Genomic DNA, 12,829 nt, shown 5'->3' with positions numbered 1-12,829 from the left:
TTATCACCTTTTGATTAGGTTACGCAGTTGTCGTTTCTGTTTCAGGTGCAGTCTCTTCAGCAGCTTCCGCTTCTTCTTCGCCTTGCTTCGCTTCAAGAATAGCATCTGCCATTTTAGAAGTAAGAAGTTTGACAGCGCGGATTGCGTCATCGTTTGCAGGGATTACGACATCAATTTCATCAGGATCACAGTTTGTATCTACAATTCCGATGATAGGAATGTTCAATTTGCGAGCTTCCGCAACAGCGATGCGCTCTTTGCGAGGATCGATGATGAATAATGCATCAGGAAGATCCTTCATGTCTTTAATTCCGCCGAGGAATTTTTCAAGACGCTCTAATTCTTTTTTCAATTGAACAACTTCTTTTTTCGGAAGTACTTCAAACGTACCGTTTTCTTGCATTTTTTCGATGTCTTTCAGACGCTTAATGCGTTTTTGGATTGTTTCGAAGTTTGTCAGTGTACCGCCCAACCAGCGTTGGTTGACATAGTACATGCCAGAGCGTACAGCTTCTTCTTTAACAGAATCCTGAGCTTGTTTTTTTGTGCCGACGAAAAGGATTTTTCCGCCTTCAGCAGCAAGGTTTTTCGTGAAGTTGTAAGCTTCCTCTACTTTTTTCACTGTTTTTTGAAGGTCAATGATGTAGATTCCGTTACGCTCCGTGAAAATGTAACGCTTCATTTTTGGGTTCCAGCGGCGTGTTTGGTGGCCGAAGTGAACACCAGCTTCAAGCAATTGTTTCATAGAAATAACTGACATGTGATTTCCTCCTAATAAAATGGTTTTTTCCCTCCGCTTAGGTCATTTTTGTGCAGAACTGCCGCCTGCAGCACCCTCTGCATAAATCGTTAAGCGTGTGTATTTAACACCAAGACATAATATAACACAGCTTTATGCGACAATCAAGAATCCTTTACAGCTTTGCCGCGAAATTTTAAAAACAGCTCGATTTCGGTCTTTCCGCTCTTCATCCGTCTGGCAATTTCCGCGGGAGTGAGCCCCTGTTCATATAATTCCGAAACACGTTCTTCAAACGAAGGCGCCCCGCTGTTTTCCTCGCTTTCAGCCCGTTCCGTTGCACTGATGAGCTTTTCCATGTGGTCCGGAATATCAGGCTCTTTTTGCGGTTCTGGCCTAGGCCGTGCGTCTTCTGCACCCGGGTCTTGATCAGCCCGGCTTTTTGTATCTTCAAGTCTTTCATTTTCTTCTTTTAATTCAAGCAGAAACGCAGCAAGGGTGTTTTCCGTCTCCTCAAGAATCTTCTTCTGCTGACGCTCCGTCTCCTTGAGGGCTGAAAACCTCGTGTACAGAATAATGACGGCATAAAGCAGTACGCCGTGAAGCACAAAGCTTAAAAGCCATAATAGTGTTGACATGTTTTTCACTCGCTAACCATGAGTTCATTATTGAATTACTTTTTCAAGCAGATGCTTTAATTTAAACAGCGCCTTTGAATGAATCTGCGAAATCCGTGAGGTCGAAAGGTTCAGGACTTGTCCGATTTCGGTCAGAGTCAGTTCTTCTTTATAAAATAAACTGACGACAAGCTGTTCTTTTTCAGAAAGCTCGTGGATTTTGCCTGCAAGCTGGGCGATCAGCTCGTCCTTCATAATTTTTTCTTCCGGCGGCACATTTTTGTCATCTCTGATCATCACTTGAATATTCTCACCGTCATCCTGGTCGTGAAGCTTTTCATCAATTGATAAGAGATTGGCAAAAAAGCCTTCATTCATCGTTGATACTACGTCCTGCTCCGTCATCCCCAGCTCTTCGGCGATCTCTGAAGGCGTCACATTCCGTAGGTAGCGCTGTTCAAGTTTTTCGATCGCCGCTTCGACTTTTTTTGTCTTCTCCCGTGAAGTTCTGGGCAGCCAATCTTCTTTACGCAGCCCGTCGATGATTGCACCGCGAATTCTAAACGAGGCATAGGTATCAAACTTTAAATCCCGGCCGGGGTCGAATTTTTCTAGGGCATCGTATAAACCGAGCATACCAAGGCTCATTAGATCGTCTTTATGCACCGATTTCGGCAGTCCGACGGAAATTCTGCCGACATGATATGTGACCAGCGGCATGTAACGGCGCATTAAATCATCACCGGCTTTAGGATCTTTCCACTCTTTCCAGCGCGACCACAGCACCTGATCTTCATAATTCAAGGATTGCATCGTTATCCCCCTACCTCATACCTTTATTAAATCGTTGTTTCACCTTGTTTAACAGTTCGGATGTGCAGCATGCAGGACTTTGGCTCAAATTCAATCGTCCGGCCGCTTGAGCCGCCGGTATCTTCACTGATGACCGGGATGTTATACATTGAAAGCTGCTCTTTGATGGCCGCTACGTTCCTTGGGCCGATTTTCATCAGATCGTTTGTCATTTTGAACTTAAACATCTCCGCTCCCCCGGCGAGTTTTGCTTTCAGGGCAAACTTGCGGCATCCGGCTTTCAAAAGCATGTCAATCGTCGTCTTAACGGCCGTGTCTGCGTATTTTGCACGGTTAAGCTCCGCCGTTTTCGATAAACCGGAGTCCGGCAGCATGACGTGAACAAGTCCTGCCGTTTGTTTGTCTTTATCGTATAAAACCAGCCCCACACATGAACCGAGTCCCGAAGTCCGGATTTTATCCGGGTAACGCGCGACTTGAACATCCGCAATCCCCACTTTAACGACTGCGGCTTCCGCACGGCTCATAAAGCCGCACCCAATGAGACGAAGAGCTTTTCAAAAGAATCATAGTCCGGGAGCATAAACATATGGGCTTTGAGCTCCTGCCGGCTGCCCTGGTCAAAAATAGAAGTATCCACGACAATGGCATGTTCTCCGACTTGGCTGAGCTCCATCAGTCCTTCGCTGATAACCGCGCCGAACATATCAAGCGAGATTTCCGGCACGCTCGGGTAAATCTCAAGCTTCGTCAAATCAGCCAATGCCGTTAAATAGGAACCTGCTAAAATATTGCCGAACTCATGTAAAGCAGAAGAACTCAAATGATCTTCGCCCAACTGGTCAATATCAAAATTCGGATTTCCGATCAGCTCTCTGATAAACTGTTCCGCTTGATGAAAAGGCATGATGAGAAAGATAGAACCGGTCATGTCGCCTTCCATTCTTAAAAAGATACTGGCGACCGGCGTTTCGGCACCGCCGAAAAAATCAGCAAGCTCATCAAATGTCAATAAAGTCGCAAACGGCACTTCCATATCAATCTTTCTGTTCAGCAGCTGAGCCATGGCAGAAGCTGAATGACCAGCCCCGATATTTCCGACTTCCCGCAAAATATCCATCTGCTCTTCTTTGATCGCTTCAAACTTACTCATGTTGTCTTATCCCCTTTAAGCATTCGGTTCTCCGGACGCAGATGCCGAAGCACCTTTATCCAGCACCGCATGCGCATCGATAATATTGAGGAGCCTGTTATCTTGCTTTACGATCTGTTTAATCCACACATCCGCTTCCTTTGTCTGGCTTTCTGGCGCGGATTCAATTTCATTTTCATGCACGGTGATGACGTCATTGGCCTCATCCACGACCCAGCCGACATCGGCGTCACGGTAAGAAATGATTATTATCCGTGTCTCTTCTGTAATGTCCTGTTCAGGCTGATTCAGACGTTTTCTTAAATCAAGAACCGGCGTAATCACCCCGCGCAGGTTGATAACACCGCGGATATAAGATTCCACTCCAGGGACTCTCGTCGGTTTTTGCCACTTTTCAATTGATTTTACCTGGGAAACTGAAATAGCGTATTCTTTTCCGTTTATCATAAACACAATCATTTTTTCACCTGTTTTGATTTCAGCAGTCATGCGGGCACCTCCTCATGTCGTTTTAGTAGATCAGCGCATTGCAATCAATAATCAGCGCCACTTCTCCGTTTCCAAGAATCGTAGCGCCGGAAATCGCAAAGACGTTCGTTAAATAGTCACCGAGTGATTTCAGTACGACTTCCTGCTGGCCGATAAAAGAGTCCACGACAAAAGCAGTAGATTTATCGCCCTTTTTCACGACGATCACATGGAACTGATCCGCATCCTGTTTTGAATCCGTAATGCCGAATTCTTTTTTCAGATAGACGATCGGGACGATCTGCCCTCTGAAATCAATCACTTCTCTGTCATGCGTCTGCAGGATATCTTTCTTATCAATCACAGCAGTCTCTATAATAGAAGAAATCGGAATCGCAAAAGTCTCTTCTTCAAGTTTAATGAGAAGGACGGATATAATTGAAAGTGTCAGCGGAAGCTGAATACTGAAAAGAGAACCTTGGCCTTCCGCGGATTTGACACTGACAGAGCCGCCGAGGGACTCGAGTTTATTTTTCACAACATCCAGGCCGACACCCCGCCCTGAAATGTCAGAAATTTGATCGGCAGTCGAAAAGCCCGGTGCAAAAATAAGCTCGTAAATCTCATTATCTTCAAGCGTTTCAGCATCACGTTCAGTGATTACGTTCCGTTCAAGCGCTTTTTCAAGAATTTTCTTTCTGTTCAGGCCTGCCCCGTCATCTTCAACCTCAATAAAGACATGGTTCCCGCTGTGATACGGTTTAAGCACGACATGACCTGATTCCGGTTTTCCTTTATTCACCCGCACTTCAGGTGATTCAATGCCGTGATCGATGCTGTTTCTGATTAAATGGACAAGCGGATCGCCGATTTCATCAATCACCGTGCGGTCCAGCTCCGTTTCAGCACCGATGATGGACAATTCAATTTTCTTGTTTAATTCCTTTTGAAGCTGGCGGATCATTCTCGGGAAACGGTTAAAGACGGTTTCTACCGGCACCATCCGCATATTAAGAATAATAGACTGAAGGTCCCCGGAGATTCTTGTCAGGCGTTCAACGGTTTCAGTCAGTTCATTGTGATCAAGCTCTTTGGCGATCTGCTCAAGGCGTCCGCGGTCAATGACAAGTTCTTCAAAAAGGTTCATCGAAGAATCCAGTCTCTCAATGTTGACACGAATCGTTTTCGATCCGCTGTGGTGCTTCGGCTGTTCTTCCGCTTTCGCTTGCGGCTTTGGCTGTTTCTCGGCTGTTTTAGCCGGAACTTCTTTCACCGGTTCAGGCGCTTGCGGTTTTTCAGCCGTTTTTAACGGCGCGCCGACAGAAAGCTCGACCTTCTCCACTTCTGAAATGCCGCTGATAAGCTCTTTAATTTCTTCAGCAGGCTGCTTCGTCAGGAAACACACCTGAAAATCCGTTCCGAAATCTTCCGTCTCAAGCACTTCCGCGGCAGGTATCGTTTTTGCGACTTCACCGGCTTCATTCAGCTTTTCAAAGATCATATACACGCGGACGGCTTTGAGCATGCAGTTTTCATTCAGGGAAACCGTTATTTCATAGCGGCTGAACCCCTGCTCTTCTGCCTCTTCAATGACAGTCCGTTCGAACTCATCATAATTCCATTCAGCTGAAGCCTGTTGCGTTGAGCCCGGCGGCTCTGCCGTTTCAGCTGAAGCGGCAGTCTCATGCACCGCGTTTACGTCGAGCTTCGCGCTCACTTCAGAAATGTCGCGCTTGCCGTCTCCTCCGTCAATAATGGACTGCACCATCTCTTCAAGATGATCAAGCGCTTCAAACAGCACATCCAGCCAGTCTGATGTAACCGGCATTTCTCCGTTGCGGATTGCGTCCAGCACATTTTCCATCAGGTGGGTTAAATGCGCCAGATCTGTATATCCCATCGTTGCGCTCATGCCTTTCAGCGTATGGGCGGCTCTGAAGATGTCATGCACAATCTGAAGGTCTGACGGATCTTTTTCCAACAGCAGCAGCTTTTCGTTACATGTCTGTAAGTGCTCTTTACTTTCATCAATAAAGACATCTAAATATTGATTCATATCCAATTGATTCACACCCTCTCTTTTTTCACACATCCGGTGATGGATGCCGCGATTTCTTCCACATGTTTAATCTCATGAATGAGGCCCCTTTGATCGCTGACTTCGGCATTCCGAACACAACACAGGATTCGTCGGATTCCGCAATCGTTTTTACGCCGCCTGTTCTGAGCATTTCTTTGACGCCTTCGGTTCCGTCACTGCCCATACCGGTCATAATGACGGCTACCTTTTCATAATCGGACAATCGGCTTGCCGAACGAAACAAATAATCGGCTGACGGTTTATGCCGGCTTTCCGTATCATGAACGTCTAGAATGATGCGGAGTCTTCCGCCGTCCTCTGCAACCGTCATATTCTTTCCGCCGGGCGCGATGTACACCCATCCGTCTTTAGCCTCTTCACCGTTTTCCGCTTCCTTCACCTGAATGTCCGACAAATGGTTCAGCCTGTCTGCAAGTGAAGCGGTAAAGCCTTCAGGCATGTGCTGCACGACAAATACAGGCGCTTTTAAATCCTTCGGCAGCTTCGGAATCACCTTTTGCAGAGCCCGCGGTCCGCCTGTAGAAGTCGCAATGAATACGGCCTGCTTAGCGGATTTTGCTTTCGGCCTTTCAAATCCCGCCGCAGCCGGACGTTCCGGGGTGAGAGGCTCTTTTACTGCCGCCTCAGTTTTTTTTGCGCGGGACAGTCCGGCGGCAATCACCCTTTCAATCAGCTGTTCTTTAATTTTATAAAGATCAAGTGAAATCGCTCCGGAAGGCTTGGTGATAAAATCAAAAGCGCCCATTTCCAAACAGTTGATCGTCCGGTCTTTTCCTTGCTGCGTCTGGCTCGATACCATGATTACGGGAAGTTTATATATGCTGATGATTTTCCGCAATGTATCCGTTCCGTTCATGACCGGCATTTCAATATCAAGCGTGACAACATCCGGCTTAAGAAGCTCTATTTTTTTCAGCGCCTCTTCTCCGTTTCTGGCTGTCCCGATGACTTCTATCTGCCCTTCCGCAGCCAGAAAATCGGTAATCATCTTTCTCATAAAAGCTGAGTCATCAACGACAAGCACACGAATCACTGTAAAGTCCTCCTCATTAAAAAAGAAGATAATCTCTCAATAAATGCCGGTTTCTCTTCTCTTGGTTTGTTTTCTTCCGTTTGAAACAAGACATCCGTCAAAAGACGGACGGACCTGCTGGCTTTTGCTTGAGGACTTTTTATTAAAAAAGGCACCTGGTCAATGACAGCTTGACTTACTAGCGGATCATCGGGTATGGAGCCGGCGAAACGCACCTCCGCGCCTAAAAACGTATGAATCGCGTGAGAAAGGCGGGTGTACGTGTCCAGCGCATGTTTTTGGGCGCGGGCGCGATTGACGGCAATATTTACGGTCAGCCGCTCATCCGCGAGAAAGAGATGTTTGATCGCGCTGTAGGCATCCATAATTGCCGTCGGCTCAGGCGTTGTCACGGCGAGAATATCTTCCGCCGATAAAATAAACGGCAGCTGTTCTTTTGAAAGTCCCGCTCCCATATCAAACAGGACGTAATCAAAATCGCTTAATACAGCGGAAAGACCGTTCATAAAAGCCGACCACTTCTCTCTGTCAGCTTGATAAATCGCCTCAAGCCCTGTTCCTCCGGATATGTAGCGAAGGCCTTTCGGACCGGAGGACAGTGAATGAGCGAGCGCATACCGATTCTCCATCACATCAATAATGGTGCGGGAAGAAGCAGCGCCGATCAGCACATCAATGTTGCCCATTCCGATGTCAAGATCAATGATGAGTGCTTTTTTCCCTTTTTCCTGCAGGGCAACTGCCATGTTTAATGTTAAATTAGATTTTCCGACGCCGCCTTTACCGCTGATGACGGCCAATGTCTTCGCTTTTTTTTCATAAAGCTCCGGCTTGATCAATTGCCGCTGCCTCATTTTCCTTCTTAATGACTCTGCCTGATCGGGTTTCATGTCAAAAGCATCCTTACAAACTCTTTTGGTGAAACCGAAAGGATGTCTTCAGGCACATCCTGTCCATTTGTCAGATAGGCCGCGCCGATTCTTGATTCCGACAGCAGTTGAAACACGGAACCGAGCGAGGCGGTTTCATCCGCTTTCGTAAAAATGAATTGATTGACCGGCACACCGGAAAACTGTTTCAGCACCTGTTTCATATCTTCATATTTTGCAGATGCCGATAATACGAGAAAGGATTGTAAACCTGAGTCAAACGGAATCATCTCTTGTAATTCCGTAATATACTGCTCTTCTTTGAAATTTCTTCCGGCTGTATCAATGAAAACATGGTCATATTCAGCGAATTTTTCCTGCGCCTTCAGACATTCTTCTTTTGAATAACATACTTCAAGAGGAGCCTGAAGCAGCTCAGCATACGTCTTCAGCTGTTCAACCGCGGCAATACGGTACGTATCCGTCGTCATAAATGCAATTTTTTTATGCTCTGTCAGCATTGATGAGGCTGCGAGTTTTGCAAGTGTAGTCGTTTTGCCGGCTCCGGTTGAACCGAAAAGCACGACATATTTTGATTGAATTCCTTCCTGCCACCTGTCTGCTGAAGGGAGTTTTTTCACTAACAAATCCTGCAGTTTCGAGTTGACATTTTCATCAGTTAAATCGCCGGAAGCAATTGAAGAACGGAGCAATTCACTCAGCACGGCGTTTTGCGTATGATCAGGAAGCCCGGCTTGCTTCAATAGTCTCTCGGCTTTTTTTAATGGTTCAGGGAGCACCTCTTTGTAATGTGCCAGATCGTCTGAAGTACTGTGATCAGAAAGACGCGGCGGCTGAACGGGCTCAGCTTTCTCCGCCTTTTCCGTCTTTTTCATTTCTTCACCGGCAGCAGGCGGAGTTTTTCTCGCTTCCCTGACGTCACGATCTAAAACGGCTATCACTTCAACGGCTTGCTGTGACCGCAGCCCCAGCCATTTTCGTTTCTTTACTTGTTTTGAATGTAAAATAACGGCATCGTTACCGAGTTCCTTTTTGATTTGCTTCGCGGCATCCTGCATTGAAGCGGCTGTAAATTTTTTTATCTTCATTAAATATCCACCACTCCAATGCTCTGTACTTCAACGTTTGCTTCCAGCTCATTATAAGAAAGAACCGGCAGATCAGGGAAATAGCGTTCTAACAGCTGTTTTACATACATTCTGACAGCGGGCGAGCAAAGAAGAATTGCCGTCTCCTGCCGGATGGAAAGCTGCTCGGCCTCTTTAGCGACAGAACGGATGATACTGTCTGAAACCTCGGGATCGAGCGACAAGTAATTGCCTTGTTCAGTCTGCTGAACCCCGTCTGCAATTGCTTTTTCCACCCGGCCTGAGCATGTCATGACTTTTAGCGTTTCATGCTCTCTCGCATATTGAGCCGTGATTTGTTTGGCAAGCGACTGTCTCGCGTATTCTGTCAAAAGGTCTGAATCTGTTGTTAATCTTCCGTAATCGGCAAGTGTTTCAAAAATGGTCACCAAGTTTCTGATTGAAACTTTTTCTCTCAGCAATTTGGCAAGCACCTTTTGAATATCGCCGACAGAAAGAGGGTTTGGCGTGACTTCCTCAACAAGCACAGGATAATTTTCCTTCAGATGATCGATCAGCTGCTTTGTTTCCTGTCTGCCGACCAGTTCATGGGCATGCTGCTTAATCTTTTCTGTAATATGCGTGGATACGACAGACGCCGGATCAACAACGGTATACCCCAGCATGTCCGCTTCATCCTTCGCTGCTTCACTGATCCATTTTGCGGGCAGTCCGAACGACGGCTCAATCGTTTCAATTCCTTCAATGACATCATCTTCAGGCGTAGGCGACATCGCTAAGTAATGATCAAGCAGAAGCTCTCCTTTAGCGACTTCGTTGCCTTTAATTTTCAATCTGTATTCATTCGGCTGAAGCGCGATGTTATCTCTGATGCGCACAACCGGAATGACAAGCCCCAATTCAAGCGCAAGCTGACGTCTGATCATGACGATGCGGTCAAGAAGATCACCGCCCTGCCCTGCGTCTGCAAGCGGCACAAGCCCGTATCCGAACTCAAATTCAATCGGATCAATATGTAGAAGCTGTACAACGCTTTCCGGGCTTTTCAGTTCATCCGCCTGAGCCTCTTCTTCAAGAATTTCTTCCTCTTCTTCGCTCGGCTTATCCGTTTTGGACAGCGTGTAGGCGCCGAATGCAAGCAGGCCGGCAATCGGCCCCGTCAGCAGAATGCCGATCGGTGTAAGAAGACCAAGCAAAAGAACAGTTCCCGCGGCTACATACAAGAGCTTCGGATAAGCGAACAGCTGGCCTGTAATATCATGACCGAGGTTTCCTTCAGATGCCGCTCTCGTCACGACAATCCCCGTAACCGTAGAAATGAGCAAGGCCGGCATTTGAGAAACGATACCGTCACCGACCGTCAGCATTGTAAAGTGAGAAGCAGCTTCTTGTATGCTCATCCCCTGCTGCAGCATGCCGATTACGATCCCGAAAATAATATTGATCATCACGATGATGATACCCGCGATGGCATCCCCTTTGACGAATTTGCTCGCACCGTCCATGGCACCGTAAAAATCCGCTTCCCGGGCGACTTTTTCACGTCTGTGCTTTGCGTCCTGCTCCGTAATCATGCCGGCGTTTAAATCCGCGTCAATACTCATTTGTTTTCCGGGCATCGCATCGAGCGTAAATCTCGCCGCGACTTCCGATACCCTCTCGGCGCCTTTTGTAATGACGATAAACTGAATAATAATCAAGATAATGAAGACAACAAGCCCTACCAGCACATTTCCGCCGACAACGAAATTCCCGAATGTCTCAACAACCTTTCCCCCTTCTCCATGAGAAAGAATCGAACGTGTCGTCGACACATTGAGCGCAAGGCGAAAAAGCGTCAATAACAGCAGCAATGACGGGAAGATCGAGAATTGCAGCGGTTCTTGCATATTCATTGTGGTGAGAAGCACGATCAACGCAAGAGAGATATTAATGATGATCAAAATACTTAACAACCATGGAGGGAATGGAATCACCAGCATTGCCACAATGAGGACAACACTTATTAAAACCGATAAATCTCTTGTTGACATGCTGTTTTTCTCTCCTTTTGAATCTGAAATTCACTATACTTTTTGTTTCGTTTTATATACATAAGCCAAAATTTCCGCAATGACTTTGAAAAACTCTTCCGGCACGGCCTGGTCAATGTCAACCTGATCATATAACGCACGCGCGAGCGGCCTGTTTTCTATCGTCATGACATCGTGCTCTTTGGCGATCTGCCTGATTTTTAATGCGAGATGATCGACCCCTTTAGCAACAATGTAGGGGGCGTCCATTTTCTTTTCATCATATTTTAAAGCAATCGCATAGTGGGTCGGGTTGGTAATGATGACGTCGGCTTTCGGCACTTCCTGCATCATTCGCCTCATTGCCATTTCCCGCTGCTTCTGCTTAATTTTGGACTTGATAATCGGATCACCCTCCGATTTTTTATATTCATCTTTTATATCCTGCTTTGACATTCTGATATTTTTCTCATAGTCAAAACGCTGGTATAAGTAATCAAGCCCGGCCAGCAGCATTAAAGCCCCCGAGCCCGCAAGCCCCATCCAAAGAGTGAGTTTAGAAACGAAAGTGAGCACTTCCGCAGGCGTTAAAAGCGGAAGGCGGAGAATATCGCCATAATGCAGCCAGAGCACCATAAAAGCGGCAAAACCGACCACGGTAATCTTCAAAATCGATTTGACCAGTTCAACTATCGCCCTCATGCTGTAAATCCGCTTAAATCCTTTCAAGGGACTGAGCTTGTTCAGGTCAGGCTTGAGGACTTCCGCGGAAAACAGAAAACCGACCTGCATGTAATTGGACACGATTCCTGCCAAAAGTGCGACCAGCATAATCGGCGCAAGGATGAGGCTGATATCTTTCACTGTATCCACGAAAAGCTCATGCACGTTAGATTCAGACAATTCTAATGCTATCGATTTCGTATAAAACGTTTTAATAAAGGACAGCAGCCTGTCCCGCATATAAGGTCCGAGCGCGATCAGCGAAAGAAAGATAATCAGTAAAGAAACGGCTGTATTTACATCCGTACTTTTCGCGACCTGTCCTTTCTTTCTTGTATCCTTCCGTTTTTTCGGGGTGGCTTTTTCCGTTTTTTCACCGGCAAAGAATTGCAGATTCAGTCTGAGTCTCATCATGTCACACCGACCAATGCCAATAGATTCCGCATTGTTTCAACGGTAAGGCTGAAGATATTGCGGACGATGACAAACATCACCGCCATACAAACGATCAGCATAATAAAGCTCACAGCTATTTTCAGGGGAAGCCCGACCACGAAAACGTTCAGCTGCGGCACTGTTCGCGCCACAATGCCGAGCGCCAAATCAACTAAAAACAGACTGGCCACAACCGGCGCAGACATTTGAAAAGCGATAATGAACATGGCATTGAAGCTTTTTGCGATAAAAAGTCCAAAGCGATCATTTCCAAACGACGGAAATGCCTGATCAAGCGGGATATACTGAAAGCTGTAATAAATCCCGTCCAATAAAAGATAATGGGCGTTTACACTGAGCATAAATAACAGCGCCAGCGTATAAACGAATTGGCCGATCAGCGGGCTTTGCGTGCCTGATTGCGGATCAATTACATTGGCGATGGAAAAGCCCATTTGAAAATCAATAAAGGAACCCGCTATCTGGATCGCTGCCATCATCATGAAAGCAATCAGCCCAAGGCTCAAGCCCACAACGGCCTCTTTTATGACAAGCAGCATATACTGTTCCCCTATGTCAATTGCCGGCGCATGTTTCAGTGTGCTGAAGCAGATCACCGAAAGAAAAAAAGCAAAGCCGATTCGGTGAACCGCCGGCAGATTCCGGTGCCCGAACACCGGCACCGTTACAAAAAAAGCAGAAATTCTGATAAAAACCAATAAAAAAGCGGGAAATAAATCAATGATGGAATTCATTT

Annotated in this window: 12 protein-coding genes and 1 pseudogene; all 13 read right to left on the bottom strand. The window is 46.5% G+C overall.

The features are described from left to right. Window positions 1-19: 19 nt before the first annotated feature. The 13 genes and pseudogenes from rpsB to fliR all read right to left on the bottom strand — a co-directional run bounded on the left by rpsB (window position 20) and on the right by fliR (window position 12,827). Window positions 20-760, bottom strand: coding sequence for a 30S ribosomal protein S2 (rpsB, locus tag BAMF_RS29245; protein ID WP_003154215.1), 741 nt, complete (start codon window positions 758-760; stop codon window positions 20-22). 143 nt (window positions 761-903) lie between these two features. Then, window positions 904-1,377 (bottom strand): DUF6115 domain-containing protein, encoded by a 474-nt coding sequence (locus BAMF_RS29240; RefSeq protein ID WP_013352281.1) that lies wholly within the window; start codon window positions 1,375-1,377, stop codon window positions 904-906. A 27-nt stretch (window positions 1,378-1,404) separates the two neighbouring features. Then, window positions 1,405-2,169: an RNA polymerase sigma-28 factor SigD gene (sigD, locus tag BAMF_RS29235; RefSeq protein WP_003154217.1), complete on the bottom strand. Its 765-nt coding sequence runs from the start codon at window positions 2,167-2,169 to the stop codon at window positions 1,405-1,407. A 26-nt stretch (window positions 2,170-2,195) separates the two neighbouring features. After that, entirely contained in the window at window positions 2,196-2,696 is a 501-nt protein-coding gene (gene cheD, locus BAMF_RS29230; RefSeq protein ID WP_013352280.1) for a chemoreceptor glutamine deamidase CheD, read from the bottom strand. Continuing rightward, on the bottom strand, window positions 2,693-3,322 hold the full coding sequence (gene cheC / locus BAMF_RS29225) for a CheY-P phosphatase CheC (RefSeq protein ID WP_013352279.1): 630 nt from the start codon (window positions 3,320-3,322) through the stop codon (window positions 2,693-2,695). Before cheC ends, cheD begins: the two co-directional genes overlap by 4 nt. Before the next feature lie 15 nt (window positions 3,323-3,337). Then, on the bottom strand, window positions 3,338-3,811 hold the full coding sequence (gene cheW, locus BAMF_RS29220) for a chemotaxis protein CheW (protein ID WP_013352278.1): 474 nt from the start codon (window positions 3,809-3,811) through the stop codon (window positions 3,338-3,340). A 22-nt stretch (window positions 3,812-3,833) separates the two neighbouring features. Next, complete coding sequence (cheA, locus tag BAMF_RS29215; protein WP_041481644.1) at window positions 3,834-5,852, bottom strand: chemotaxis protein CheA; 2,019 nt, start codon at window positions 5,850-5,852, stop codon at window positions 3,834-3,836. 5 nt (window positions 5,853-5,857) lie between these two features. Further along, window positions 5,858-6,924, bottom strand: a pseudogene (locus tag BAMF_RS29210) (protein-glutamate methylesterase/protein-glutamine glutaminase). Continuing rightward, window positions 6,921-7,814, bottom strand: a complete 894-nt coding sequence (locus tag BAMF_RS29205) for a MinD/ParA family protein (RefSeq protein ID WP_013352275.1) — start codon at window positions 7,812-7,814, stop codon at window positions 6,921-6,923. Before BAMF_RS29205 ends, BAMF_RS29210 begins: the two are co-directional and overlap by 4 nt. Continuing rightward, window positions 7,811-8,902 (bottom strand): flagellar biosynthesis protein FlhF, encoded by a 1,092-nt coding sequence (flhF, locus tag BAMF_RS29200; RefSeq protein ID WP_013352274.1) that lies wholly within the window; start codon window positions 8,900-8,902, stop codon window positions 7,811-7,813. The genes BAMF_RS29205 and flhF overlap by 4 nt, the downstream gene beginning before the upstream one ends. Beyond that, window positions 8,902-10,935 carry a flagellar biosynthesis protein FlhA gene (gene flhA, locus BAMF_RS29195; RefSeq protein WP_013352273.1) on the bottom strand — a complete coding sequence of 678 codons (2,034 nt, stop codon included), beginning with the start codon at window positions 10,933-10,935 and terminating at the stop codon, window positions 8,902-8,904. Before flhA ends, flhF begins: the two co-directional genes overlap by 1 nt. A 33-nt stretch (window positions 10,936-10,968) precedes the next feature. Continuing rightward, complete coding sequence (gene flhB / locus BAMF_RS29190; protein WP_013352272.1) at window positions 10,969-12,048, bottom strand: flagellar biosynthesis protein FlhB; 1,080 nt, start codon at window positions 12,046-12,048, stop codon at window positions 10,969-10,971. Continuing rightward, entirely contained in the window at window positions 12,048-12,827 is a 780-nt protein-coding gene (fliR, locus tag BAMF_RS29185; RefSeq protein ID WP_013352271.1) for a flagellar biosynthetic protein FliR, read from the bottom strand. The genes flhB and fliR overlap by 1 nt, the downstream gene beginning before the upstream one ends. Between the last annotated feature and the right edge of the window lie 2 nt (window positions 12,828-12,829).

The organism is Bacillus amyloliquefaciens DSM 7 = ATCC 23350 (assembly GCF_000196735.1).
In the GTDB taxonomy this organism is placed as follows: Bacteria; Bacillota; Bacilli; order Bacillales; family Bacillaceae; genus Bacillus; species Bacillus amyloliquefaciens.
This window is presented reverse-complemented; position numbering and strand designations above follow the sequence as displayed.

What these genes read in the sequence shown, in the direction of transcription:
- rpsB (WP_003154215.1), bottom strand. Translation starts at nt 760, where the DNA reads ATGTCAGTTATTTCTATGAAACAATTGCTTGAAGCTGGTGTTCACTTC.
- BAMF_RS29240 (WP_013352281.1), bottom strand. Translation starts at nt 1,377, where the DNA reads ATGTCAACACTATTATGGCTTTTAAGCTTTGTGCTTCACGGCGTACTG.
- sigD (WP_003154217.1), bottom strand. Translation starts at nt 2,169, where the DNA reads ATGCAATCCTTGAATTATGAAGATCAGGTGCTGTGGTCGCGCTGGAAA.
- cheD (WP_013352280.1), bottom strand. Translation starts at nt 2,696, where the DNA reads ATGAGCCGTGCGGAAGCCGCAGTCGTTAAAGTGGGGATTGCGGATGTT.
- cheC (WP_013352279.1), bottom strand. Translation starts at nt 3,322, where the DNA reads ATGAGTAAGTTTGAAGCGATCAAAGAAGAGCAGATGGATATTTTGCGG.
- cheW (WP_013352278.1), bottom strand. Translation starts at nt 3,811, where the DNA reads ATGACTGCTGAAATCAAAACAGGTGAAAAAATGATTGTGTTTATGATA.
- BAMF_RS29205 (WP_013352275.1), bottom strand. Translation starts at nt 7,814, where the DNA reads ATGAAACCCGATCAGGCAGAGTCATTAAGAAGGAAAATGAGGCAGCGG.
- flhF (WP_013352274.1), bottom strand. Translation starts at nt 8,902, where the DNA reads ATGAAGATAAAAAAATTTACAGCCGCTTCAATGCAGGATGCCGCGAAG.
- flhA (WP_013352273.1), bottom strand. Translation starts at nt 10,935, where the DNA reads ATGTCAACAAGAGATTTATCGGTTTTAATAAGTGTTGTCCTCATTGTG.
- flhB (WP_013352272.1), bottom strand. Translation starts at nt 12,048, where the DNA reads ATGAGACTCAGACTGAATCTGCAATTCTTTGCCGGTGAAAAAACGGAA.
- fliR (WP_013352271.1), bottom strand. Translation starts at nt 12,827, where the DNA reads ATGAATTCCATCATTGATTTATTTCCCGCTTTTTTATTGGTTTTTATC.